The organism is Nocardia bovistercoris (assembly GCF_015674855.1).
In the GTDB taxonomy this organism is placed as follows: Bacteria; Actinomycetota; Actinomycetes; order Mycobacteriales; family Mycobacteriaceae; genus Nocardia; species Nocardia bovistercoris.
The window spans coordinates 1-25,678 of record NZ_JADMLG010000031.1 but is presented as its reverse complement, the minus strand read 5'-3'; the positions used below and the strand labels follow the sequence as shown (position 1 = coordinate 25,678).

The 25,678-nt window shown below is 69.1% G+C and carries 20 protein-coding genes, 2 tRNA genes and 1 pseudogene; 17 read left to right on the top strand and 6 right to left on the bottom strand.

Translation table 11 applies throughout. The features are described from left to right. The first annotated feature begins 35 nt into the window (after positions 1-35). The 3 genes from IT779_RS36730 (at position 36) to ilvC (ending at position 3,711) form a co-directional block, all read left to right on the top strand. Positions 36-2,009 carry an acetolactate synthase large subunit gene (locus IT779_RS36730; RefSeq protein WP_332839133.1) on the top strand — a complete coding sequence of 658 codons (1,974 nt, stop codon included), beginning with the start codon at positions 36-38 and terminating at the stop codon, positions 2,007-2,009. Continuing rightward, positions 2,006-2,509, top strand: a complete 504-nt coding sequence (ilvN, locus tag IT779_RS36725) for an acetolactate synthase small subunit (RefSeq protein ID WP_196154114.1) — start codon at positions 2,006-2,008, stop codon at positions 2,507-2,509. Before IT779_RS36730 ends, ilvN begins: the two co-directional genes overlap by 4 nt. 200 nt (positions 2,510-2,709) lie before the next feature. Next, complete coding sequence (gene ilvC, locus IT779_RS36720) at positions 2,710-3,711, top strand: ketol-acid reductoisomerase (protein WP_196154121.1); 1,002 nt, start codon at positions 2,710-2,712, stop codon at positions 3,709-3,711. Between the two features lie 71 nt (positions 3,712-3,782). Here the strand turns inward: ilvC and IT779_RS36715 are convergent, their stop codons facing one another. Then, positions 3,783-4,094 (bottom strand): hypothetical protein, encoded by a 312-nt coding sequence (locus IT779_RS36715; protein WP_196154113.1) that lies wholly within the window; start codon positions 4,092-4,094, stop codon positions 3,783-3,785. A 357-nt stretch (positions 4,095-4,451) separates the two neighbouring features. Here IT779_RS36715 and IT779_RS36710 point away from each other — a divergent pair, with 357 nt between their 5' ends. Both IT779_RS36710 and IT779_RS36705 read left to right on the top strand, forming a co-directional pair. Further along, entirely contained in the window at positions 4,452-5,816 is a 1,365-nt protein-coding gene (locus IT779_RS36710) for a DUF2252 domain-containing protein (RefSeq protein ID WP_196154112.1), read from the top strand. 51 nt (positions 5,817-5,867) lie between these two features. Continuing rightward, a complete protein-coding gene (locus IT779_RS36705; protein ID WP_196154111.1) occupies positions 5,868-6,968 on the top strand; it encodes a DNA cytosine methyltransferase in 1,101 nt (366 codons plus the stop codon). A gap of 347 nt (positions 6,969-7,315) precedes the next feature. On the opposite strand, the gene IT779_RS36700 is transcribed toward IT779_RS36705, so the two are convergent. Further along, positions 7,316-8,380, bottom strand: coding sequence for a Gfo/Idh/MocA family protein (locus tag IT779_RS36700; RefSeq protein ID WP_196154110.1), 1,065 nt, complete (start codon positions 8,378-8,380; stop codon positions 7,316-7,318). Between the two features lie 34 nt (positions 8,381-8,414). After that, complete coding sequence (locus IT779_RS36695; RefSeq protein WP_196154109.1) at positions 8,415-9,800, bottom strand: LacI family DNA-binding transcriptional regulator; 1,386 nt, start codon at positions 9,798-9,800, stop codon at positions 8,415-8,417. On the opposite strand from IT779_RS36695, the pseudogene IT779_RS39005 reads away from it, so the two are divergent. From IT779_RS39005 to IT779_RS36655, 8 genes and pseudogenes are all read left to right on the top strand, one after another. Next, positions 9,784-10,890, top strand: a pseudogene (locus tag IT779_RS39005) (TIM barrel protein); the annotation flags it as partial. The gene IT779_RS36695 and the pseudogene IT779_RS39005 sit on opposite strands and share 17 nt — an antisense overlap. A 261-nt stretch (positions 10,891-11,151) precedes the next feature. Continuing rightward, positions 11,152-12,144 carry a 5-dehydro-2-deoxygluconokinase gene (gene iolC / locus IT779_RS36685; protein WP_196154120.1) on the top strand — a complete coding sequence of 331 codons (993 nt, stop codon included), beginning with the start codon at positions 11,152-11,154 and terminating at the stop codon, positions 12,142-12,144. Next, positions 12,141-13,049: a 5-deoxy-glucuronate isomerase gene (iolB, locus tag IT779_RS36680; RefSeq protein WP_196154108.1), complete on the top strand. Its 909-nt coding sequence runs from the start codon at positions 12,141-12,143 to the stop codon at positions 13,047-13,049. The genes iolC and iolB overlap by 4 nt, the downstream gene beginning before the upstream one ends. Then, positions 13,040-14,875 carry a 3D-(3,5/4)-trihydroxycyclohexane-1,2-dione acylhydrolase (decyclizing) gene (gene iolD, locus IT779_RS36675; RefSeq protein ID WP_196154107.1) on the top strand — a complete coding sequence of 612 codons (1,836 nt, stop codon included), beginning with the start codon at positions 13,040-13,042 and terminating at the stop codon, positions 14,873-14,875. Before iolB ends, iolD begins: the two co-directional genes overlap by 10 nt. 198 nt (positions 14,876-15,073) lie before the next feature. Further along, entirely contained in the window at positions 15,074-15,277 is a 204-nt protein-coding gene (locus IT779_RS36670) for a cold-shock protein (RefSeq protein ID WP_014987157.1), read from the top strand. Between the two features lie 223 nt (positions 15,278-15,500). Then, complete coding sequence (locus IT779_RS36665) at positions 15,501-15,707, top strand: cold-shock protein (RefSeq protein ID WP_196154106.1); 207 nt, start codon at positions 15,501-15,503, stop codon at positions 15,705-15,707. A 746-nt stretch (positions 15,708-16,453) separates the two neighbouring features. Beyond that, positions 16,454-18,076: a phosphoglycerate dehydrogenase gene (gene serA / locus IT779_RS36660; RefSeq protein ID WP_196154105.1), complete on the top strand. Its 1,623-nt coding sequence runs from the start codon at positions 16,454-16,456 to the stop codon at positions 18,074-18,076. Between the two features lie 25 nt (positions 18,077-18,101). After that, entirely contained in the window at positions 18,102-19,109 is a 1,008-nt protein-coding gene (locus IT779_RS36655; RefSeq protein ID WP_196154104.1) for a 3-isopropylmalate dehydrogenase, read from the top strand. A 436-nt stretch (positions 19,110-19,545) separates the two neighbouring features. Here IT779_RS36655 and IT779_RS36650 read toward each other — a convergent pair whose 3' ends face one another. From IT779_RS36650 to IT779_RS36640, 3 genes are all read right to left on the bottom strand, one after another. Continuing rightward, complete coding sequence (locus IT779_RS36650; protein ID WP_196154103.1) at positions 19,546-20,172, bottom strand: hypothetical protein; 627 nt, start codon at positions 20,170-20,172, stop codon at positions 19,546-19,548. Positions 20,173-20,244: 72 nt separating this feature from the next. Continuing rightward, complete coding sequence (locus tag IT779_RS36645; RefSeq protein ID WP_196154102.1) at positions 20,245-21,309, bottom strand: ADP-ribosylglycohydrolase family protein; 1,065 nt, start codon at positions 21,307-21,309, stop codon at positions 20,245-20,247. Next, entirely contained in the window at positions 21,306-22,535 is a 1,230-nt protein-coding gene (locus IT779_RS36640; protein ID WP_196154101.1) for an MFS transporter, read from the bottom strand. Before IT779_RS36640 ends, IT779_RS36645 begins: the two co-directional genes overlap by 4 nt. A gap of 320 nt (positions 22,536-22,855) precedes the next feature. On the opposite strand from IT779_RS36640, the gene IT779_RS36635 reads away from it, so the two are divergent. From IT779_RS36635 to IT779_RS36620, 4 genes are all read left to right on the top strand, one after another. Beyond that, the gene (locus tag IT779_RS36635) at positions 22,856-23,656 is read left to right on the top strand and encodes a fumarylacetoacetate hydrolase family protein (protein ID WP_196154100.1); all 801 of its coding nucleotides are present in this window, start codon (positions 22,856-22,858) and stop codon (positions 23,654-23,656) included. A gap of 30 nt (positions 23,657-23,686) precedes the next feature. Further along, the gene (gene gltX / locus IT779_RS36630; protein WP_196154099.1) at positions 23,687-25,162 is read left to right on the top strand and encodes a glutamate--tRNA ligase; all 1,476 of its coding nucleotides are present in this window, start codon (positions 23,687-23,689) and stop codon (positions 25,160-25,162) included. Between the two features lie 149 nt (positions 25,163-25,311). Then, positions 25,312-25,383 (top strand) — tRNA-Gln (locus tag IT779_RS36625). A gap of 154 nt (positions 25,384-25,537) precedes the next feature. Next, a tRNA-Glu gene (locus tag IT779_RS36620) sits at positions 25,538-25,610 on the top strand. The last annotated feature ends 68 nt before the right edge of the window (positions 25,611-25,678 follow it).

Below are 25,678 nucleotides of genomic sequence, written 5' to 3'. Positions count from 1 at the left end.
CCGGGGTCAAGTACGCACAGTTAGGAACGAAGACGGTGAGTGCACCAACCGCACGACCGGGGCCATCGGCCCGCAGGTCTGCGCCTTCGACGAGTCAGCAGGCGGGCGTTTCGGCGAACCAGCCCGCGGGTACGGCGGTCAACCGTCGTCAGGTCCCGCCCGAGCGGGTCACCGGCGCGCAGTCGGTGGTCCGGTCGCTCGAGGAGCTCGGCGTCGACACCGTATTCGGCATTCCCGGCGGCGCCGTCCTTCCGGTCTACGATCCGCTCTTCGACTCGCGCAAGGTGCGGCACGTGCTGGTGCGCCACGAACAGGGCGCGGGCCACGCCGCCACCGGATACGCCCAGGCCACCGGCCGGGTCGGCGTCTGCATGGCCACCTCGGGTCCCGGCGCGACCAACCTGGTGACCCCGATCGCCGACGCCCAGATGGACTCGGTGCCGATCGTGGCGATCACCGGCCAGGTCGGACGCAGCCTGATCGGCACCGACGCCTTCCAGGAAGCCGACATCTCCGGCATCACCATGCCGGTCACCAAGCACAACTTCCTCATCACCGAGGGCGTCGACATCCCGCGCATCCTCGCCGAGGCGTTCTACCTGGCCGCCTCGGGCCGTCCCGGCGCGGTGCTCGTCGACATCCCCAAGGACGTGCTGCAAGGTCAGACCACCTTCAGCTGGCCGCCGGAGATGCGGCTGCCCGGCTACCGTCCGGTCACCAAACCGCACGGCAAGCAGGTGCGCGAGGCCGCGCGGATGATCCTCGAGGCCAAGCGCCCGGTGCTCTACGTCGGCGGCGGCGTCATCAAGGCCGACGCCTCGCCCGAACTGCTGCGCCTGGCCGAGCTCACCGGCATTCCGGTGGTCACCACGCTGATGGCGCGCGGCGCGTTCCCCGACAGTCATCAGCTCAACATGGGCATGCCGGGTATGCACGGCACCGTCGGCGCGGTCGCGGCCTTGCAGAAATCCGACCTGCTGATCACCCTCGGCGCCCGCTTCGACGACCGGGTGACGGGCCAACTGGATTCCTTCGCCCCCGACGCCAAGGTCATCCACGCCGATATCGACCCCGCCGAGATCGGCAAGAACCGCCACGCCGACGTGCCGATCGTCGGCGACTGCCGCGAGGTCATCGCCGAACTGATCGACACACTCGAGGCCGATCCGGCAGGCGCGCCGAAGCTCGACCTGGCCGCCTGGTGGCGCTACCTCGACGACATCCGGCAGAGCTACCCGCTGGGCTGGACCGCCCCGAGCGACGGTTCGCTGTCCCCGGAATACGTCATCGACGCGCTCGGCAGGCTCGCCGGTCCCGACGCCATCTACTGCGCGGGCGTCGGCCAGCACCAGATGTGGGCCGCCCAGTTCATCAAGTACGAGAAGCCGCGCACCTGGCTCAACTCCGGCGGCCTCGGCACCATGGGCTACGCCGTGCCCGCCGCCATGGGCGCCAAGATGGGCGCTCCCGACCGTGAGGTGTGGGCGGTCGACGGCGACGGCTGCTTCCAGATGACCAACCAGGAGCTGGCCACCTGCGCCGTGGAGGGCGTGCCGATCAAGGTCGCGCTGATCAACAACGGCAACCTCGGCATGGTCAGGCAGTGGCAGACCCTGTTCTACCAGGAGCGCTACTCCAACACCGACCTCGGCACGCACACCCTGCGCATCCCCGACTTCGTCAAACTCGCCGAGGCGCTCGGCTGCCACGGCATCAGGGTGGAGAAGGAGGAGGAGGTCGAGGCCGCGATCCGCGAGGCGCAGTCGATCAACGACCGTCCCGTGGTGATCGATTTCATCGTCGGCAAGGACGCCCAGGTCTGGCCGATGGTCGCGGCGGGCACCTCCAACGACGAGATCATGGCCGCGCGCGGCATCCGCCCGCTGTTCGACGAGGACGAGCAGGCCGCCGAACCCGCCATCATCCACGAAGCCCTGTCCCATGGCATGGCCAAGGCGGAAGAACAGCCGGGCGATCGGAACACCGAACAGAACCGGGGGAGTGAATGAGTACCACCCACACGCTGAGTGTCCTCGTCGAGGACAAGCCGGGCGTGCTGGCGCGGGTCGCGAGCCTGTTCTCGCGGCGCGGATTCAATATCGAATCGCTGGCGGTCGGTGGCACCGAACTGCCGGACATCTCCCGGATGACCATCGTGGTCACCGTCGAGGACCTGCCGCTCGAGCAGGTCACCAAACAACTCAACAAGCTGGTCAACGTCATCAAGATCGTGGAGCAGGACGCCGACGCGTCGGTGGCCCGCGAACTGATCCTGGTGAAGGTGCGCGCCGACGCGAGCGTGCGCACCCAGGTGATCGAGGCCGTCACGCTGTTCAGGGCCAAGGTCATCGACGTGTCCCCGGACGCGCTCACCGTCGAGGCCACCGGAACCCGGTCCAAACTCGACGCGCTGCTGCGGATGCTCGAACCGTACGGGATCCGCGAGATAGTGCAGTCCGGCGTGGTCGCGGTCGGGCGCGGACCGAAGTCCATCACCGCCACCCGATGACCTGACGGCGGCACGCTAACCTTTGGTGCGATCGACACCTCGGCGTGCCGCCCCCGCTCCCGCGGGACCGATCTTCCCCCGTGTACGCGCGGGGTTGTACAGCCCCGTGCCCCACGGGGCCGGACCAAGAGCACCGAATTCGGTGCGCCCCGCCCGCGAGCGGGGATGACCTCCCGGAAGGAACCACTGTGGCAGTCGAGATGTTCTACGACGACAATGCCGACCTGTCGATCATCCAGGGCCGCAAGGTCGCGGTCATCGGCTACGGCAGCCAGGGACACGCGCATTCGCTGAGCCTGCGTGACTCGGGCGTCGAGGTGCGGGTCGGTCTGGCCGAGGGTTCGAAGTCGCGTCCGAAGGCCGAGGAGGCGGGCCTGACCGTCGGCACCCCGGCCGAGGTCTCGGAATGGGCCGACCTGATCATGGTGCTCGCCCCCGACACCGCGCAGGCGTCGATCTTCACCAACGACATCGAGCCGAATCTGAAGGACGGCGACGCGCTGTTCTTCGGCCACGGCCTCAACATCCACTTCGGCCTGATCAAGCCGCCCGCGAACGTCACCATCGGCATGGTCGCGCCGAAGGGCCCCGGCCACCTGGTGCGCCGCCAGTTCGTCGACGGCAAGGGCGTGCCCGCGCTGATCGCGATCGATCAGGACCCCACCGGCCAGGGCCAGGCGCTCGCGCTGTCCTACGCCAAGGGCATCGGCGGCACCCGCGCGGGCGTCATCAAGACCACCTTCAAGGAGGAGACCGAGACCGATCTCTTCGGTGAGCAGGCCGTGCTCTGCGGCGGCACCGAAGAACTGGTCAAGACCGGTTTCGAGGTCATGGTCGAGGCGGGTTACGCGCCGGAGATGGCCTACTTCGAGGTGCTGCACGAGCTGAAGCTCATCGTCGACCTCATGTACGAGGGCGGCATCGCGCGCATGAACTACTCGGTGTCCGACACCGCCGAATTCGGTGGTTACCTGTCGGGTCCCCGTGTCATCGACGCCGACACCAAGAAGCGGATGCAGGACATCCTCAAGGACATCCAGGACGGCAGCTTCGTCAAGCGGCTGGTCGCCAATGTCGAGGGCGGCAACAAGGAGCTCGAGGGTCTGCGCAAGCAGAACGCCGAGCACCCGATCGAGGTCACCGGCGCCAAGCTGCGCGGCCTGATGAGCTGGGTCGATCGCCCGATCACCGAAACCGCCTGATCCACGGCGTACTACGCGCGATGGCCCGCCCCCGGATAGGGAGCGGGCCATCGGCCGTTCGGGGGTGCGGGTCAGCTGCTGCCGAACAGTCCGTGCGGGCGGTGGTCGCGCCACGGGTCGTGCGGCGGGTGGTGGCGCGGGGAGTGCCGGTCTCCCGGGTCGCAGTAGCCGTGTGGGCCGTGGCGGTTGTCGAGCAGATCGCTCCATGGGTTGTCGAGGAAGTTCTCCCATGGATCGTCGCGGTCGCAGCCGCGGCCGATCTCGGTCGCCTCGTCGGGGCCGGTGGCCGAGGCGGGCGCCGCGACGGTCAGCGGGATCGCGGTGACCGCGCCCGCCACGGCGAGCGCCGCGAGCAGGCGGCGCGGGGTTTTCGTCGGGAACAACGTGAATCCTTTCAGCACTTCGATATTCGGCGACACCGTCCGGGTGGGTGCGGGCGAATTCGACCGGCATTCCACGCGGCCTTTCCGCCCCGACGGCGTTCGCACGACCTACACTGTGCCGCACCCGGTTCGAATGGGCACCGGATTCGGGCCGGTCAGGGTGACATTTCATCCTTCGGTAGGAGTCGGCTCCGGTGAAACCCCGAAAGGGATCTGCTGTTTCGCGTGATCCATAGTTCTTGATGGCAAATCTGTGGCAAATAGTTAGTTCGTGCTGAATGTCCAGCAGGAGGCGCGGTCGGTCTCATTCGTCGCACGGTGCTTGCGGTGCAGCATTCCGCGAGCAAGACTGAGAAAATGACGGATACGCTCGCGGCCACGAACGGTGTCACGGGGATCGAAGGGGGCAGGAAGGCCCGTAAGCGGGTATCGCGTTCGGCGCTCGGCAAGTGGGAGGCCGGAGCCGACCGGGTCGATCCGGTAACCATTCTGGAGCGGCAGGCGCGCACCCGGCTGCCCGAACTCGTGCCCATCCGCTACGCCAGGATGCTCGCCTCGCCGTTCCCGTTCCTGCGCGGCGCGCCCGCGGTGATGGCCGCCGACTTGGCGGCCGGTCCCGACTCGGGATTGACCGTGCAACTGTGCGGCGACGCGCACCTGTCGAATTTCGGGCTCTTCGCCTCGCCCGAGCGCGCACTGCTGTTCGATCTCAACGATTTCGACGAAACCCTGCCCGGCCCGTTCGAGTGGGATGTGAAACGCCTGGTAGCCAGCGTCGCCGTCGCCGCCCGCGCCAACGGGTACACCGACGTGCAGGCCGAGGCCGCCGCGTCGGAGGCGGCGCGCGGCTATCGCAGCTGCATGCTGCATCTGGCCGAACTCGACGCCATGGACGTGTGGTACCTGCGGGTCGACGCGGACGCGGTGCTGGAGTTGGTTCGTAAACCCAAGCGCCGCAAGGGAGTCGAGCGGGCGCTTGCCACGGCGCGCGCCAACACCAGTCTGCGGGCGCTGTCCAAACTCACCGAACCCGGAGAGGACGGCATGCCGCGCATCCGGCATCGGCCGCCGCTGCTGGTGCGCATCGATGAACCCGAGGCGCTCGACCTCTCGACCGTCTTCGCCGCCTACCGCCGCAGTCTCCCCGAGGAGCGCCGGGTGCTGCTGGACCGGCATCGGCTGGTCGACCTGGCGCTCAAGGTGGTGGGGGTCGGCAGCGTCGGCACTCGCTGCTTCGTCGCCCTCCTCGTCGACGTCGACACCGGCGCGCCGCTGTTCCTCCAGGTGAAGGAGGCGGAGAACTCGGTGCTCACACCGCATCTGCCGCAAAGCAAATTCAAGCACCAAGGCCACCGGGTGGTGCACGGGCAGCGTTTGACCCAAGCCGCCGCCGACATATTCCTCGGCTGGGCCACGGGTCCGAACGGCCGCTATTTCTACTGGCGACAACTGCGCGACATGAAAGGGTCGGCGGTCCTGGAAAACCTGTCACCGGGCGCCCTCGCGAAATACGCCACCCTGTGCGGATTCACCCTGGCCCGCGCGCACGCCCGCTCCGGCGACCGCGTCGCCATCGCGGCCTACCTCGGTTCCAGCGACGTATTCGACCGAGCGATGGTCGATTTCGCCCTCGCCTACGCCGACCAAACCCTCATCGACCACCGCGCGCTGGTGGAGGCGGCGGATTCGGGTCGGATAACAGCGGCCGCGCCGGGGGCCTGAACGCGCGTCCGTGGCTTCGGCCTCGTTCGGCGAGCGCTATGATCTGCGACCATGTCGTCGGATGCGGGGGCGGCGCCATCGGCCCGGATGATCGATCTGTTCGCGGGGCCCGGCGGGCTGGATGTCGCGGCGCACTGGCTCGGGATATCGGTGACCGGCGTCGAATGGGACGTCGACGCGGTTGCGACACGTGACGCCGCGGGGCTTGTCACCCGTTCGGCGGATGTGCGTGATCTCGGGCCCGAGTTGTTCGAAGGCGCGACCGTGCTCGCGGGAGGCCCGCCGTGTCAGACGTTCTCGGTGGCCGGGTCCGGGGCCGGGCGCGGGGCCCTCGACGACGTGCTGCGTTTCGTCGAGCGCATGGGGGACGGTGACCCGACGGTCGGTGTCGATCTGAAGAAGCTCGCCGACGAGCGGACCGGGCTCGTGCTCGAACCGTTGCGGTGGGCGCTGGCCGCGATGGACGACCACCGCCGACCCTACGAGGTGATCGTGCTCGAACAGGTGCCTGCGGTGCTGCCCGTGTGGCGGCGAATGGGGGCCGTACTCGCCTCGCGCGGTTACGAATTCGTCGCCGACATCCTACGCGCCGAGGAATTCGGGGTGCCGCAGACTCGGCGCAGGGCGATCCTGATCGCGCACCTGCACCGCCGCCCGCACCTGCCGCGCCCGACGCACCGACCGTTCCGTCGCGAAACCGGCTCGGCACGTGGTGATCTCGCGCCGTGGCTGCCGATGGGTCCGGTGCTCGCGCCCGGTGCGGAATTCGTGGTGGTGTCGAACTACGGCACCGGCGGTGACCCCAAGGCGCGCGGGCGGCGTCGCCACGACGAACCCGCGTACACCGTCACCGGCAAGGTCTCGCGCAACAAGATGGTGACCATGGGCGGCGACTACATCCGCAACCTCGACCACCGAGACGCGGGCCGTCTCCAGACCTTCCCGCACGACTATCCCTGGGCAGGCCGCGATGTCGCCCAGCAGATCGGCAACGCCATACCGCCCCGACTGGCCGTCCACGTGCTCGCCGCCGCATTGTTCGACCACGCGCCCGACGAGAACGCCCTGAACACCGTGGTCGCGGGTGACTGGGGCGAATACCGCGAGGGTTACCGCGCCGCGCTGCTCGGCGAGAGCGCGCTGTCCGCCTAGACCGACCTGCGCGGTGGCGCGGTGCGCTTGGCCTGTCGCACGCATGGACCAGCGCGATCGGCGGGTGCGGGGCGTTCGGATGGCGGTGGGAGAGCTGGTTCGCTCGGAGGTGAGCATGCGACCCGAGTTCATGGGGTCGTCGTCGCCTTCTGGATCCGGATGCCGCGGCGACTGTGTCGTTCTCGAGCGGTGTAAGTGGCAGTCGGACACCATTGGGATCAGGTGGTGCCGGGCGAGGGGTGCGCATGGTTGGTTCAGCTCGGTGTGGTGCGGTGCGGTGCGGTGCGCCAGTTGTGCGGCGTTGGTGAGGAGTCGTTTCACGGTTCGGGCGGTCGATCGGCGGTGCGCTAGTGATTCGGGAGCCATGCGCTCGAGGTGGAGCGGTCCGGCGGCGCGTACGGGATTTCGGTGAGGTCGACGGGGCGACGCTCGTGTCGTGACAGTTCGCAGGCTTCGGCGATGCGCAAGGCGGTGAGGGCCGCTTCGGGGGGACAGGGGCTGGGCAGGTCGTCGGCGGCTACGGCGACGAAAGTGTCGAGTTCTTCGATGTAGGCGCGGTGGAAGCGTTCGAGGAATCCGGGGTAGGCGAGTGCGCCCGTGTGGTGATCGCCCGGTTCCGCGGAGCGCAGCGGCGTGCGGTCGTCTAGTCCGACCACGAGGTTGGTCCGTTCGCCCAGCAGTTCCAGGCGCACGTCGTAGCCCGCGCCGTTGCGCCGCGTCAGTGACACCGTGACCAGGGTGTCGTCGTCGAGGGTCAGCAGTACGGCGGCGGTGCCGACGTCGCCGCACACGGTGAACGCGGCCTCGCCGCGGTCGGTGCCGTGCGCGTAGACCCGCACGACCTCGCGGCCTGTGACCCAGCCGACGATGTCGAAATCGTGGACCCCGCAATCGCGGAAGATGCCGCCGCTGCGCCGCAGGTAGTCGGCAGGCGGCGGCGCCGGGTCGAGGGTATTGGCGCGCACGGTGTGCAGTCTGCCGAGTTCGCCGGACCGCACGGCGTCCCGCGCCGCGCGGTAGCCCGCGTCGAAACGGCGCTGGAACCCGACCTGCACGGGGACGGGCGCGTCGCGCAGGCGCGCCACCACGGCCGCGGTGCCCGCGAGGTCGGCGGCGACGGGTTTCTCGCAGAACACCGGGATGCCGCGTTCGACCGCGCGCACGATGAGTTCGGGATGGGAGTCGGTGGGAGTCGCCACGACCAGGCCGTCGAGGTCGGCGTCGAGCAGTGCGTCGATGTCCGGGACCGATTCGACGCCGAGTTCCCCGGCGACGGCGCTCGCCCGGTCGGCATCGACGTCGGTGAGCAGCAGACGTTCCACACGCGGCGACCGAGCCAGGATCTCCGCGTGGCGGGTTCCGATGCGCCCGGTACCCGCCAAGCCGATGCCGACCCTGCGTTCCGCGATCATCGTCCATCCCCTTGTCGGTAGCGTCCTGCGGTTGTTACGAGTTCGGTGATGCGGGAGGTCGGGACGGGTCCGGTGGCGTAGCCGATCGATCCGAGCTCGGTGGCGTCGTGGGGTGGCGTGAAGGCGGTGGTGTCGCGAGTCGGTTCGACTTCGATGGCCTCGCCGGTCGATCCGAGTTCGGTGATCGCGCGGGATCTTTCGAGTGCCGTGGCGTGGTGGGCTGATCCGGGTCAGGTGGTTTCGTGGGACGCTTCGAGTTCGGCGGTATCGGGCGAAGATCCGAGCGCCGTGGCATCGCGGGTCGACCCCAGCCGGGTGGTGTCGCGGGATTGTCTGGAATCGGTGATTCGGAGGAGCTTCGGGAACCGGTTGTCGTATACGACTTTTCGGGGTTGGCGCGTATCGCTCCGCGGTTCGGGGACCTGGGTGCGGCGGAGGTGGCGCGCACGACCAAGGACGGTTCGACGCGGTGGTGCGTCGCGGTGGTGCGTCCTTCGCGCAGCCGCTCGGTGAGCGCTCGAATCGCCAATCGACCCATGCTATTTCGGGGTTGGTCGACGGTGGTGAGGGCGGGGTGCGGCATGGCCGCGATCGAGGTGTTGTCGTAGCCGACGACGGATACGTCGTCGGGTACCCGCAATCCGGCCTCGCGTAGCGCGGCGATCGCGCCGAGTGCGTTGAAATCGTTGCCGCAGACCAGGGCCGTGGGAAAGTCGATGCGCGAGAACAGGTTGAGCAGGGCTTGTACGGCGGACGCGCCCGCGGCGTCGGTGTGCTCGCTCGGTACCACCATCGGGGCGAGTCCGTGTCGCGACATCGCCTCGCGGTAACCGCGGCGGCGCGCGGCGCTGGTGGCCGCGGCGCCACCGTCGAGGTGCACGATGCGCCGGTGGCCGAGTGCGGCGAGGTGGTCGACGGCGAGTCCGGCGCCGGTGACACCGTCGTCGTTGACCGTGTCGACGCCGGGTGCGGTGGAACCGCGCGAGACCAGCACCACCGGACCGTGCTGCGCGGCCGCGCGGATCGCGGCGGCGGGCAGGACCGGGGAGAGCAGGATGACTCCGCCGGGGCGGAAGGCGAGCAGGCTGTCCAGCGCGGCCTGTTCCCGGACCGCGCTGCGGCGGCCGGTGTTGAGGACCAGGTGCAGGCCCGCCTCCTGCGCGGCGTCGTCCATACCCTCGACGACCTCGGCGAAGAACGGGTTGCGCAGGTCCGACACCATCACGCCGACGATGTCGGACACGCCGCTGGCCAGTGACCGGGCCATGGCGTGCGGGCGATAGCCGAGGTCTTCGGCGGCCGCGAGCACGGCGCGGCGGCGGTGCGCGCTGACCTTGGGCGAGTCGCGCATCACGAGGGATACCAGGGCGCGTGAGACGCCCGCGCGTGCGGCGACGTCGGCCATGGTCGGTCGCGCCATCTCGCCTCCCTCGCGCGGTGCTGCACGGGACGAGTCCGGTGCGCGACCGCGCCCCGCCGCCCTCGGGGCGGTGATGCTCGCCGTGACGGAGGTTACAACCCTGCGCCCACACCCGGCAATAGAGCGCTCTACTACCCGAAAACAACCGCCTCCGACCGGCGCAATCGCATCGTCTTCGCAGGTGAGCGCCTTTGTCCGGTCCCTTGACAGACTGTGGCGCGCATTACATAGTTGGAGCGCTCCACAACGGCGCACACCGTTGGCAGCGTTTGTACTCGGAGGCCGGGAGAGACCGATGAGCGAACCGCACGTTCCGCCGCGCATCGCGGCGGCGCCCATCTCGTGGGGAGTGTGCGAGGTCCCCGGCTGGGGCCGGGTGCTCGACGCCGCGACCGTGCTCACCGAGATGGCCGAACTCGGCATCACCGCCACCGAATACGGTCCGCCCGGATATCTCCCCGAGCACCCCGCCGCCCTGCTCGGCCGCCACGGCCTGAAGGGAATCGGCGGCTTCCTCGCCCTGGTCATGCACCGCGACCGAGAGCAGGCCATGGCGACCGCGCGTACCACCGTCGCCCGATTCGCCGAAGCGGGCGCCGAGGTGCTCGTGCTCGCCGCCGCCACCGGACTCGACGGCTACGACGCCAGGCCGCCCCTGTCGGACGCCGAATGGCGCACGCTGACCGCCACCGCCGAAGCCATAGGCGAACTCGCCGCCGCACGCGGCCTCCGCATCGTCCTGCACCCGCACGTCGGCACCCACGTCGAAACCGAATACGAGGTCGAGCGCTTCCTCGCCGACACCGCCGTCGACCTGTGCCTCGACACCGGCCACCTGCTCATCGGCGGCGCCGACCCGGTCTCGCTGGCCCGCCGCCACCGCGACCGCATCGGCCACATCCACCTCAAGGACGTGCGCGCCACTGTCCTCGAACGGATCGCCGCGGGCCGCCTCGAGTACGCCGAAGCGGTGCGCGAAGGGTTGTACGCACCACTGGGCGACGGCGACATCGATATCGCCGCCCTGGTCGCGCACATGCACGGGGGTGGCTATCGCGGCTGGTACGTCCTCGAACAGGACACCGCGCTCGGCCCCGACGACGCACCGGACACACCGCGCCGCGACATGCGCCGCAGTCTCACCGCCCTGACGCGCATCTTCACCGACCCCGCGCGGCGCCCGTCGAGAGGTTCCGCGCGCGCCGAACCGGAATCGGAAATGCTTGCGGCGGGCTCGACCGACCTGCCTGCGCCGCTGCCCGACATGCCGACGGCGTCGGCGTCGGATGCGGAGCTGTCCGATGCGCCGGGCGGTCTCGTTCCCGAGCCGGCGGGGGCGCTCGTGCCGGAGATGGCGAAAGTGGTTGCGCCGGAGGTTTTGACGGTGGGGCGGGTCGGGGTTGACCTGTATCCGCGGCAGAGCGGGGTACCGCTGGCCGAGGTCGAGAGTTTCGCGAAATCGTTGGGCGGCACCGCGACCAATGTCGCGGTGGCGGCGGCTCGGCTCGGCAGGCGCAGTGCGGTGCTGACCAAGGTCGGGCCCGACGGGTTCGGCGACTATGTGCGGTCGGCGCTGGAAAGTTTCGGCGTCACAGCGCGTTACGTGGCGACCGCGCCGAATCTGCTGACCCCCGTTGTGTTCTGCGAGCTCACCCCGCCCAGCGATCCGCCGCTGCTGTTCTACCGCGCGCCGATCGCCCCCGATCTCACCCTCGGCCGCGAGGACGTGCCGTGGGATCTGGTCGATTCGGTTCCGCTGCTGTGGGTGACCGGCACGGGTGTCAGCGCGGAACCGGCGCGTTCGACCCAGCGCGAGATCCTGCGCCGCCGCGCCGGACGCGCGCACACCGTCCTCGACCTGGACTACCGGCCGATGTTCTGGCCGGACGAGGCCACCGCCCGCACCGAGATCGGCGCGCTGCTCGATCGGGTGAGCGTCGTGGTCGGCAACCGTGAGGAGACGCGGATAGCGGTCGGCTCGGCGGATCCCGATACCGCCGCCGACCGGCTCCTCGAGCGCGGCGCGCGGCTTGCGGTCGTCAAGTGTGGCGCCGACGGCGTGCTGATCGCGTCGCCGAGCGAGCGGTGGACGGTGCCCCCGCATCCGGTGCGGGTGGTGTGCGGTCTCGGCGCGGGCGACGGATTCGGCGGCGCGCTCATCCACGGCCTGCTCGCGGGCTGGGAGCCGCGGCGACTGGCCGACTACGCCAATGCCGCGGGCGCGCTGGTGGCGGGCCGCCTCGCCTGCGCCGACGCCATGCCGACCGATGCGGAGATCCGCGACCTGCTGCGGCACGCGCGCGAGACCGTCGCGCATGCGGGCACCGCGGGGGAGTCGCGGTGAGGCTGCATCACCCGTCGGGTTCGTTGCGCGCCGATTCCGATCCGGTGGCGTTGACACCGCGCGACGCGGGGTGGCGGTATGCGGGCCTGCGCGTCCTCGACATCCCCGCCGGTTCGATACGGACACTGCGCACCGGAGAGTTCGAGATGTTCGTGCTCCCGCTCGCGGGTTCGGGCGTGCTCGCGGTCGACGGCGAGCGCTTCGAATTGCACGGCCGTGATTCGGTTTTCGCCAGGGTCACCGATTTCGCGTATGTCCCGCGCGCCGCCGAACTCACCGTGACCACCCGCGACGGCCTGCTCGCCGCGCTGCCGATGGCGCGGTGCACGCGCAGGCTCGCCCCGAAATACGGTCCGGCCGAGGAGGTTCCGGTGGAGGTGCGGGGCGCGGGTCGGGCGACGCGGCAGGTCAACAACTTCGGCGTGCCCGGTGTATGGGAGCACGCCGATCGGCTGATGGCGTGCGAACTGATCACCCCGGACGGCAACTGGTCCTCCTATCCGCCGCACAAGCACGACGAATTCGGCGAGCACGAGGTCGCCAACGAGGAGATCTACTACTTCCGCGTCGCGGGCGCGGACGGGATCACCCCGGCGCCGGGCGGTTTCGGCGTGCACCGCACCTACACCCAGGACGGCGCGATCGACGAGACGGTCACCGTGCGCGACGGCGACGTGTTCCTGATTCCGCGCGGCTATCACGGTCCGTGCGTCGCCTCGCCCGGCTACCCCATGTACTACCTCAATGTGCTCGCGGGACCGGGCGCCGACAGGTCGATGGCGTTCTGTGACGATCCCGCCCACGCGTGGGTGCGCGACGCATGGGCGAGCGAGACCACCGACCCGCGCTGTCCGGTCACCGATCACCGGGGGCGGGTGGCGGCGGGAGTTCCACCATGGAACTGACCACGGCGCGCGCACTGGTCGCGTGGCTGATCGCGCAGCGGTCCGAATCCGTCGACGGCCGCGAGGTTCCGCTGTTCCCGGTGGTGTTCGCCATCTTCGGGCACGGCAATGTGCTCGGTCTCGGCACCGCGCTGCACGAGCGGCGCGCCGAACTCCCGGTCTGGCGCGGCCAGACCGAACAGGGCATGGCGCTGGCCGCCGTCGGCTACGCCAAGGCCACCGAGCGCAGGCAGGTCGGCGTCGCGACCTCGTCGATCGGGCCCGGTGCGACGAATATGGTGACCGCGGCCGCCGTCGCGCACGCCAATCGACTGCCGCTGCTCCTGCTGCCCGGTGACACGTTCACCGCACGGGCGTCGGACCCGGTGTTGCAACAGCTGGAGAGTTTCGGCGACGCGACCGTCACCGCCAACGACGTCTTCCGACCGGTGAGCCGGTACTTCGACCGGATCACCCGTCCCGAACAGCTGATCGCCACCCTGCCGCAGGTGGCGCGGGTGCTGACCGATCCGGCGACCACCGGCCCGGTGACCCTCGCCTTGCCCCAGGACGTCCAGGCCGAGACCTTCGACTTCCCGCCCGAATTGTTCGCCCCGGTCCGGCACCGGATTCCGCGCCCGCGCCCGGATGCGGGCGAGGTGGCGGCCGCGCTCGACGTGCTGAGCCGTTCGCGCAGGCCGCTGCTCGTGCTAGGCGGCGGCGTCCGCTATTCCGGTGCGGGCGCGGTCGCGCTGTCGTTCGCCGAACAGCACGGGATTCCGATCGCCGAGACCACCGCGGGGCGCACCCTGGTCTCGCACGAGCACCGGCTCTACGTGGGGCCGCTCGGCATCACCGGTTCGGAATCGGCGAACGCGCTGGCCGCGGAGGCGGATGTGGTGCTTGCGGTCGGTACCCGCCTGCAGGACTTCACCACGGCTTCCTGGTCGATCTTCGCCCACGATGTGCGGTTCATCACCGTGAACACCGCGCGCTTCGACGCGGTGAAGCACGGCGCCGTCGCCGTGGTCGGGGACGCCGCGGTGACCATGCCCGAACTCGCACCGCAGGCGTGGCGGGTCGACCCGAAGTGGACGGCCCGCGCCGCGCGCCTGCGGACCCGCTGGGACGCGCGGATCGATGAGCTGCGCGCGGCGCCGGGTCCGCCGACCTACGCCCAGATCGTCGGGGTGGTCAACGAGGTGAGCGGCCCCCGCGACTACGTGCTGACGGCCTCCGGCGGACTGCCCGGTGAACTGGTCGGCGGCTGGCGGGCTACCGGCGGGCGTCCGACCATGGACGTCGAATACGGCTTCTCGTGCATGGGCTACGAGCTGTCGGGCGCCTGGGGTGCGGCGATGGCGCTGCCGGACGGGCTGGTGACCGCGCTGCTCGGTGACGGTTCGTACCTGATGCTGAACTCCGAGCTGTACTCGGCGGCCTTCGCAGGCCACCCCTTCGTGGCCGTGGTGTGCGACAACGACGGCTACGCGGTGATAGCGAGATTGCAACAGAGTCAGGGTGGTGCGCCTTTCAACAATTCCTATCGGGACTGTCGTACCCGCCATGTCGATCCGCCACACGTGGATTTTCCGGCCCACGCCCGCGCATTGGGCTGCGCGGCCGTCGCGGTTTCCGGGATCGATGAATTCCGGGACGGCTATTCATGGGCGCGCTCGGTCGCGGTCGCCGAGGCCCGCCCGGCCGTTGTGGTGGTCCGCACCGCGCCGACCGGCTGGACCGAATCCGGGGCCTGGTGGGAAGTCGGTGTGCCGCAACATCTTTCCGGACGGCACGACTACGAGGCAGGCAAGGCGAGGCAACTGCGGCACCTGCGTGGGCGATAGCGCGGGCGGTGGCGGCGGAAATCCGCGACAGCGGCGGGCGCGCGGTGGGAGTTCGCACGCACAATCCCCGGTCGGGAGAGGGATAGCTCACAGTATCCGGTATCGGATGTGGAGGAATTCGGCGAATCGTGGCATCGTTGATCTACGAGACCAGGACATCCCGTTGTCAGAATCTGGCTCGTCTACAGAAAGTATGAAATGGCTCAAGGCATTGTGAAGTGGTTCAACAGCGAGAAGGGCTTCGGCTTCATCGCGCAGGACGGCGGAGGTCCCGACGTCTTCGTGCACTACTCGGCTGTTAGCGGCTCCGGTTTCCGGTCCCTCGATGAGGGGCAGCGCGTGGAGTTCGAGATCGGCCAGGGTCAGAAGGGACCGCAGGCCCAGGATGTTCGCGTCCTCTGATCTGATCGGCCGCGTTCTCTAGATCGCGACTGAACTTCGACGGCCCCCGCACCGATCGGTGCGGGGGCCGTCTCCGTCTTCGAGGGGTGCGCGCTCGCCCCGCCGTCATGTCGGCGTCCACATTCCGGCTGACGCGCGCGTCCGTGGGCCGCGCGTGCCACCATTGTCCGAAGGGCGGGTTTCGCAGTAGGCGACCGCGTCGGGCACGGAGGAAACGCGACGCATGGTCCACGGCACGGTCAAGTGGTTCGACACGGAGAAGGGCTTCGGATTCATCGCGCGTGACGGCGAGGAGCCCGACGTGTTCGTCGACTACCTGGAATTGGAAGGCTCCGGATTCCGGGCACTGACCGCCGGGCAGCGGGTGCAGTTCGAACTGCGCCAAGCCAAGGCGGGGCCCGAGGCCGTCCGCGTCCGGGTCATCGGCTGATCCTGCGTCGCCCCGCCGCGCGGTGCGTGGGTTCCGCACGCCCTGGACCGATCGGACTATCACGGTTCCATCACCGTAGCATTACAGCGCTCCGTGCCCCCGATTTCCGGGGCGTCCGCGCCGTGCGCGCGTATGTCCATTAATCGCCGATAAGGGCGCTTGATATTTCGACTACCAGCATGTTCAGGTCCGTTCGTCATACCTTCTTAGTATTCTCTCAATATTCGCAGGATATTCGCGCTGGCGATAATGAAATAGCATAACCGCAGCTAGAGGCACGTTTAGGCAGTTATTGTGCCCCTAATTTCGGTGGCATGGATCGACTGTGGAGTGGAAATGTGTTCTGTGTCACGATTACCGGAAATTCTGTAACCGGCTCGATTACATTGCCGATGTGCCGTGTGTCGACCAGAATGGTCTGGTCGATTTATATACGAAAGGTAATTACATGATCCCCGTTATCATCGACACCGGTTCCGCCGCGCTGAGTGGCCTCACCCACACCCTCGGCGCCGCCCTCTACGGCCTGGTCGACACCCTCTGGACGGGCTCGTTCGGTCGCTGATCCGGTTCTCGGTCCCGACACGTGACCGACTCCCATATTTCGACGGCCCCGCACCCGCAGGTGCGGGGCCGTCCTGCGTCCGAGCGCCGGTGGCCGCCTACCGGGGGGTAAAGGCGCGCCGATGTGCGCCGACTAAGCTGGGCCACGGTAATTGCCGCCCTCTTCCCAGGAGTAACCCACAGTGAGCCAAGCAGGCCGTCCTGTAGTTCTGATCGCCGACAAGCTCGCCCAGTCGACCGTCGACGCGCTCGGTGACGGAGTCGAGGTTCGGTGGGTCGACGGGCCCGACCGCCCGGCCCTGCTCGCCGCCGTCCCCGAAGCCGACGCGCTGCTGGTGCGCTCCGCCACCACGGTGGACGCCGAGGTACTGGAAGCCGGAAAGAACCTGAAGATCGTGGCCCGCGCCGGCGTCGGCCTCGACAATGTCGACGTGCCTGCGGCCACCGAACGCGGCGTCATGGTCGTCAACGCCCCCACCTCGAACATCCACACCGCCGCCGAGCACGCCGTGACGTTGCTGCTCGCCGCCGCCCGCCAGATCCCCGCCGCCGACGCCACCCTGCGCGAGCGCACCTGGGCAAGGAGCAAGTTCAACGGCGTCGAGATCTTCGGCAAGACCGTCGGCGTCGTCGGGCTCGGTCGCATCGGTCAGCTGTTCGCGGCGCGGCTCGCGGCCTTCGAGACCAAGATCGTCGCCTACGACCCCTACGTGTCACCGGCGCGCGCGGCCCAGCTCGGCATCGAACTGCTCAGCCTGGACGAACTGCTCGAGCGCGCCGACCTCATCTCCGTCCACCTGCCGAAGACGCCCGAGACCAAGGGCCTCATCGGCAAGGACGCGCTCGCCAAGACCAAGCCGGGCGTCATCATCGTCAACGCCGCGCGCGGCGGGCTCGTCGACGAGTCGGCGCTGGCCGACGCCATCCGCGCCGGACATGTGCGCGCCGCCGGTCTCGACGTCTACGAGACCGAGCCGTGCACCGACAGCCCGCTGTTCGACCTGCCGCAGGTCGTGGTCACCCCGCACCTCGGCGCGTCAACCACCGAGGCGCAGGACCGCGCGGGCACCGATGTCGCCAAGTCGGTGCTGCTCGCGCTGTCCGGCGAGTTCGTGCCGGGCGCGGTGAACGTCACCGGCGGCACCGTGAGCGACGACGTCGCGCCGTGGCTCGACATCGTCCGCAAGCAGGGCGCGCTGCTCGGTGCGCTCTCCGACGAGCTGCCGGTCTCGGTCGAGGTGCAGGTGCGCGGCGAGCTCGCCGCCCAGGATGTCGCCGTGCTGGAACTGGCCGCGCTGCGCGGGGTGTTCTCGGCGCTGGTCGAGGCCGACGTGAACGGGCAGGGGCCCGCGGTCACCTTCGTCAACGCGCCGACGCTGGCCAAGGAGCGCGGCATCGCGGTGCAGGTCACCACCGCCACCGAGAGCCCGAGCCACCGCAGCCTCGTCGACCTGCGCGCGGTCTTCGGCGACGGCCGCACCCTGAACGTCGCGGGCGCGCTCACCGAGCCGAGGCAGGTGCAGAAGATCGTCAACATCAACGGCCGCAACTACGACATGCGCGCCGAAGGGTTGAACCTCGCCGTCCTGAACTACGCGGACAAGCCGGGCGCGCTCGGCAAGATCGGCACCGAACTCGGCGCCGCCGAGATCGACATTCTCGCCGCGCAGCTGAGCCAGGACATCGGCACCGACGGTGGCGCGACCGTGGTGCTGCGCGTCAACCGCGAGGTGCCCGCCGAGGTGCGCTCCGCGATCGCCGAGGCCGTCGGCGCCGCCAAGGTCGTCCTGGTCGACCTGGTCTGATCAACCGCCCGAACGGAGCATTGTCATGAAACTCGCCGTCATCGCGGGCGACGGGATCGGTCCCGAGGTCATCGCCGAAGCGCTGAAGGTCCTCGACGTCGTCTCGCCCGGTGCCGAGAAGACCGAATACGACCTCGGCGCCAAGCGCTATCACGCCACCGGCGAGGTGCTGCCGGATTCGGTGCTGCCGGAACTGAAACAGCACGACGCGATCCTGCTCGGGGCGATCGGCGACCCGTCGGTGCCAAGCGGCGTGCTCGAACGCGGACTGCTGCTGCGCACCCGCTTCGCGCTCGACCACCACGTGAACCTGCGGCCGTCGAAGCTGTATCCGGGTGTCACCAGTCCGCTCGCGGGCGATCCCGACATCGATTTCGTCGTGGTCCGCGAAGGCACCGAGGGCCCGTACACCGGCACCGGCGGCGCGATTCGCGTCGAGACCCCGCACGAGGTCGCCACCGAGGTCAGCACCAACACCCGCTTCGGCATCGAACGCGTGGTGCGCTACGCCTTCGCCAAGGCGCAGGCCCGCCGCAAGCATCTGACCCTGGTGCACAAGAACAACGTGCTCACCTTCGCCGGATCGCTGTGGCAGCGCACCGTGGACGCGGTCGCCGCCGAATTCCCCGACGTGCGCACCGCGTACCAGCACATCGACGCCGCGACCATCCACATGGTCAACGACCCCGGCCGCTTCGACGTGATCGTCACCGACAACCTCTTCGGCGACATCATCACCGACCTCGCGGCTGCGGTCAGCGGTGGCATCGGCCTCGCCGCCAGCGGCAACATCGATGCCTCCGGCGTCAACCCGAGCATGTTCGAACCGGTCCACGGCAGCGCCCCCGACATCGCGGGCCAGTCCAAGGCCGATCCGACGGCCGCGATCCTTTCGGTGTCGCTGCTGCTGAACCACCTCGGCGACATCGACGGCGCCGCACGTATCGAGGCGGCCGTAGCCAAGGACCTCGCCTCGCGCACCGAGGCCGCGTCCACCGCCGCGATCGGTGACCGTATCGCCGCCGCGGTCTGACCTGCCCGAACGTTCCGCGCATCGCCGCGACACCGGGTTTTCGAACAAACGCGAAGGCTCCGTACCGAATTCGGTACGGAGCCTTGTGCGTGTGTATGCCGTTCCCGGTACCTCGAGCGCCCGTGCCCGATGGCCGCCGCGGGGGTTTCGCCCCCGGCGCCGAGGCACGGGCAGGGCGATGTCTCGTCCGTCCATTCGTCCGAAGCCGCTGCGCCGCTGTGCATGTCCAGGTGCAACGGGGACACGTCGGCGCTGGAGGCGCCCGTAGGTGTCGGCGACGGTCGAAGGCGGTGTCCGTTCGTGGGACGCGGTGCTCCGCCCGAGCGGCTGTCGCGGGTGTGGCACTGTTCCTGCGAGCGTGGGTGTGTTGGCCGTTGTGGTGACTACCGGAGCCTGCCGGTCGGCGGTGCGGCTCTATGGGAATCGCCTCGGCGCGTCACGGTTTCGGCAGTGCTGGCGGGGGCGTGGGTGGTGTGCTGGTCGGGAAGTGTTGGGCGGGTGGGGTTCCCGGTGTTGGTGGTATCTGGGGTTGTGGGATGCCGGGTGGTGTCGGTGGGATCATCGGTGTCGCCGAGGGATTCGCGCATTCGCCCGGTGTGGTGGGGTGGTGGGCCGCGTGCTGTGCGCCGGGTGGTGGGAAGTTCGGCGGTCCGGGCGGGTGGTGTCTGTGTCGGGTGTCCGGTGCACTGTGGGTGTCCGGTGCGCCGTGGGGATGTGGTGGTCCGGGCGGAATCGGTGGGAAGGGCGGGGGTGGGGGGAAGGGGCCGCTCGGCGGCATCGGGCCGCTGAAGCGCTGGTAGGCGGCCTGGCGGGAGGTGCCGAGGAGGTCGCCGAGTTCGGCCCAGGTGTGGCCTTCCTGTCTGGCCTGGCGGGCGAGGGTGTGCAGGATGTCGTCGACGAGATGTCCCAGATTGCGGGTGGCGGTGATGGCGGCGAGTACCGGGACCGGGGGTGTGCCGGGCTCGGGGCGCAGGACGCCGACGACGAGTTCGGCGTTGGCGGACAACAGGTTTCCCAGGGTCGCCCGCTCGTCGCCATTGGACTGTGCGGATTCATCGGTCATATGTAAAGGCTGCCTTTACATCGAAGTCGTGTCAAGGCAATCTTTACATCGAGTCGCGGTCGTTGCGTAGGGCTAGGTCGAGGCCGTATCCAAGGGGTAGCGGTTCGCGAGGGCGGAACGATCGCCACGGAAGAACTGCGCGACCAGATCGTCGGCGACTCGGAGCAGCACATCCCGGCCCTCGACCGCTTCCGCCCACTCGCGGGGCAGCGCGGAATGACCGTGTATCGCGCCGATGAGATTGCCCGCGACCGCCCCGGTCGAATCCGAATCGCCGGAGTGGTTCACCGAAAGCAGCAGCGCGCCCGCGATATCGCCGTTCTCGGCGCGCAGTGCGCAGTGCACGGCGATGGCGAGGCATTCCTCCGCGACCCAGCCCGCGCCGACGCGTTCGACCACCTCGGGCGTGGCGGGTTCGGTATCGGCCAGATGCGCGGCTCGTACCAGCGCGTCGGCGGTCTGTGTGCCGTGCGCGTACTCGCGGACCTGAACGATGGTTTCTCGCAGTGCCTCTCGCAGCTCCGTGCCCGCGAGTGCTCGATCGATCAGCGCGGCGAAGGCGCCTGCGGACAGATATCCGGTGGGGTGGCCGTGGGTCAGCTGCGCGCACAGGGCGGCGGCGTGGAACGCGGCTTCAGGGCCGAGTCCGGCCAAACCGAAGGGGGCCGAACGCATCACGGTTCCGCAGCCCTTCGATTCGGGATTGACCTTGCCCGCGCGCCCGATCGAGACGGGCGCCACGTAGCCGCGCCGCTGTTGGCGCAGACCGCTCATACAGGCGTTGCCCGGCGCGCGGACCGCGTAGAGGAAACGCTGATCGAGCAGCCAACCGTCGGGCCTGCCGCCGGGACCGTTCGTGGACTGGGTGTCGAGCCAGCGCAGGTACGCGCCGCGCAGCACCTTCGCGAGATCGGCTCCCGGCGCGCGGCGCAGCAGCCCTTCGGCGCTGAACAGCGTCATCTGGGTGTCGTCGGTAACCGCCTGCGGCGGGCCGTATTCGGGGAGGAATCCGGTGACGCCCCGTGCGCCGTGCCGGTCGCGGATACCCGCCAGATCGTAGAACTCGATGGGCCATCCCAGCGCGTCGCCGATCGCACCGCCGATCAGCGAACCCCGAACCCGCTCTTCGATTGTCACGGCTCCACCTTAGGAACAGCGGTGCCGCGCCGCCAGATCCGCCACGGTCCGGTCTCGCCCCGCTCCCTCGGCACCAGCGGGACGGCGGCGGCCGCGAGCACGGCGGCGGCGAGGTAGGCCGACGGGAACCCGCCGACTTCGATCAGCGCGCCGAATACCGGTGGTATGGCGGCCATCGCGAGATTCTGGCCGGTGTTCTGCACGCCGAGTCCGCGCCCGCTCCAGTACGGACCGGCGATCTCGGCGACCGCGGTGAACGCGAGACCGTTGTCGGACACCGTGATCACCGACGCGGCGACCAACAGCGGGATCGCCACCCACCACCAACCTGTCCACGCCGTGAGCGCGAGCGCGGCCATCGACAGCACCGCCGCGATCGCGACGACGCGCAGCGGACCGAGCCTGCTGCCGACGCGGTCCGACCACGCGCCCGCGCCGATTCTGCCGAGCGCGCCGAGCAATTGGGTGCCGGTGATCAGCGCGCCCGCGGCGGCCAGCGACCAGCCGATATCGCGGTGCACCCACAGCAGCGCGAAGGTCCACACCACGCCCTGCGGTACGCACAGCAGCACCGAGACGCCGTGGATACGCCACAGCGTCGAGTCGCCGCGATACGGATTGACGCGGTCCGCGGATCCGATGGCGGGTCGCGGCGGGTCGATGATGCCCAGATAGCAGCCGAGCGCGGCGACACCCGCCATGAGCGCGGGCACCAGGACGGCCGCGGCGACTCCGTGCGCGGACGCGACGGCGGGGATGGCGAGCGCGCCGAGTCCGACGCCGAGCGGCTGGGCGGTCTGCCTGATGCCCATGGCGAGTCCGCGCCGGTGCGGCGGGAACCAGCCGACAATGACCCGCCCGCTCGCGCCGTTGGTGCTCGCGCCGCCGACGCCGCCGAGGAACAGCAGTGCACCGAAGGCGATGTCGTTGGTCGTGGTCGCGGCGGCGACGCCCGCGACCAGCATGACCAGCGGCCCGCCGACCAGTACGGTGCGTTCGCCGATGCGGTCGACGACATAGCCCCACGCGATCAGCGTGCACACCAGCCCGACGGTTGGCATGGCGACGAGCAGCCCCGCGGTGGGCAGCGACATGCCGCGGTCGGTGAGCGCGGGCAGCAGGAACGGCACCCCGTGGATGAAGACGGCGCTGGAGGCCTGCGCGAAGACGCCGAGGCCGAGCATGGACCACCGCCGGATGTCGCGCACCTGCGTCACGGTCGTCATCGCACACCTCGGTCCCGCCGGATGCGTCGAAGCGCCCGCATCCGGCCATCTTGCCTGTGTCTCACTATATGAAACACAAATCTCATTGAATGAACATCGGGGACAACGCTACACCCTGCGCTCGAGTAGCTTTCGGGCCGTCGATGTCGAACTGGTCACATCTGGCGGTTATCGGGCACCGGCGTTCCGGTGCGACCCCGCGCGGCGGCACGTGGTGCGGCGGTCGGACCCCCGAGTCCGCGCGCGGGTCCTGCCGGGTGGGCCGACCGGGCGGTCGGGTGTGTTCGGGCAGGTGGCGACCGGTCGTTAGACTGCCGGGCATGCGTCTAGGTCGAGTTGCCAGTCCCGATGGGGTCGCGTTCGTGAGCATCGAGGGAGAGGAAAACGGCGCCGCGGGCGGAAGCGGTGGCGGGTTCACCGCGAGAGAGATCGCCGAGCATCCGTTCGGAACGCCGACCTTCACCGGCCGGAGTTGGCCGCTGGCCGATGTGCGGCTGCTCGCCCCGATCCTGGCCAGCAAGGTGATCTGCGTTGGCAAGAACTACGCGGCGCACGCGGCCGAAATGGGCGGGACCGCACCGGAGAACCCCGTCATCTTCATGAAGCCGAGCACCGCCATCGTCGGCCCCAACGCCTCGATCCTGCTGCCGCCCAGCTCATCACAGGTCGATTACGAAGGCGAGCTGGCCGTCGTGATCGGCAGGCCGTGCAAGGACGTGCCCGCCGCCCGCGCCCGCGACGTCGTACTCGGCTACACCGTCGCCAACGACGTCACCGCCCGCGATCAGCAGCGCGCCGACGGCCAGTGGACACGGGCCAAGAGCTACGACACCTTCTGCCCGCTCGGGCCGTGGATCGAAACCTCGTCGGACCCATCGGATCTCGAGATCGTCACCGAACTCGACGGCGAGGTGCGCCAGCGCAGTCGCACATCGCTTCTGCTGCACGATATTCCGTCGATCATCGAGTGGGTGAGCGCGGTGATGACGCTGCTGCCCGGCGACGTCATCCTGACCGGAACCCCCGAGGGTGTCGGCCCGATGAGCGCGGGCCAACAGGTGTCGGTCACCGTCGAAGGTATCGGCACCCTGACCAATTCCGTTGCGACCAAACAGCGCTGACCGGTCGCCAGACGAGTCCGAAAGAGAGCCATGACCGAAGTACGGGTCCGTTTCTGCCCGTCGCCGACCGGCACACCGCATGTCGGCCTGATCCGCACCGCCCTGTTCAACTGGGCCTACGCGCGCCACACCGGCGGCACGTTCGTCTTCCGCATCGAAGACACCGACGCCGCACGCGATTCCGAGGAATCCTACCGCGCGCTGCTCGACGCGCTGCGCTGGCTCGGACTGACCTGGGACGAGGGGCCCGAGGTCGGCGGCCCGCACGGCCCGTACCGGCAGTCGCAGCGGCGCGAGCTGCATCTCGACGTCGTCGCGCGACTGCTCGCGGCGGGCGAGGCGTACGAATCCTTCTCCACCCCCGAGGAAGTCGAGCAGCGCCACCGCGCCGCGGGCCGCGACCCCAAGCTCGGTTACGACAACCACGACCGCGATCTCACCCCCGAGCAGATCCGGGCGTACCGGGACGAGGGCCGCCCGCCCGTGCTCCGGTTGCGCATGCCCGACACCGATCTGAGTTGGCACGACCTGGTGCGCGGCGAGACCACGTTCAAGGCGGGCACGGTCCCCGATTTCGCGCTGACCCGCGGCAACGGCGACCCGCTCTACACACTGGTCAATCCGGTCGACGACGCGCTGATGCGGATCACCCACGTGCTGCGCGGCGAGGATCTGCTGTCCTCGACGCCGCGCCAACTCGCGCTCTATGCCGCGCTGCGGCGAATCGGAGTCGCCGAGTTCACCCCCGAGTTCGGCCACCTGCCGTTCGTCATGGGCGCGGGCAACAAGAAGTTGTCCAAGCGTGACCCGGAATCCAATCTGTTCGCGCATCGCGACCGCGGATTCATTCCCGAAGGTTTGCTGAATTACCTCGCACTACTCGGGTGGGGTATCTCCGACGATCACGACGTCTTCTCCATGACTGAGATGGTGACGGCATTTGAAATTGCGAAGGTGAATTCCAATCCGGCGCGTTTCGATCAGAAGAAGGCCGACGCGCTGAACGCCGAGCACATCCGAATGCTCGAATCGGGAGATTTCGCCCAGCGCCTCCGCGAGTTCCTCACCGAACACGGACATATCGGCGCCGAAATCGACGACAAGCTCTTCGCCGCGGCCGCCGAACTGGTCCAGACGCGCATTGTCGTGCTTTCCGACGCCTGGGATCTGCTGCGATTCCTGTTCGCCCCCGACGCCGACTTCGCCGTCGACCCAGCGGCGGGCGCCAAGAATCTCGGCCCCGACGCCGACCCGGTACTCGACGCCGCCATCGCCGCGCTGGAGCCGCTCACCGCGTGGACCACCGCCGGTATCGAGGAGGCGCTGAAAACCGCGCTGATCGATGATCTGGGCCTCAAACCGCGCAAGGCGTTCGCGCCCGTGCGGGTCGCGGTCACCGGATCGCACATCAGCCCGCCGCTCTACGAATCCCTGGAACTGCTCGGCCGCGAGACCGCCATGGACCGGCTGCGCTCGGCGCGCGGATGGACGCCGGGCGCAGGCTGACCATCGGGCGGGTCCGGCTGGTCACCGGCGGTCGAAAAATGGCGATGACCAGCCGATTTGTGGTTTACCGGAGGGGGTTTGGTACTCTTCTTCTCGGCCGGAACGAGGCCCCGAGACCGCGAGGTCTCCGGGGTCGAGGTCCTGGTCATTGGGGTATGGTGTAATTGGCAACACAGCTGATTCTGGTTCAGCCATTCTAGGTTCGAGTCCTGGTACCCCAGCGGAGACTGTTGGTTCATCTCTCGGTTCGCGACCGAAAGTGGTTCAGCATCCGGCGATTTGGTCGCCGAGCTTCGGTCAGCTAAGCTAGCCGAGCTTCCAGAGATCGAAAGATCACACCGGTTGATCACCGCGGCATCGCGGGAGATCAGTCCTGGCCCCGTCGTCTAGCGGCCTAGGACGCCGCCCTCTCAAGGCGGTAGCGCGGGTTCGAATCCCGTCGGGGCTACACAAGTGCAAGGCCCATGCCCATAGGGTGTGGGCCTTGCTTGTTTCGCATTGTTTTGTGGGGGGGGC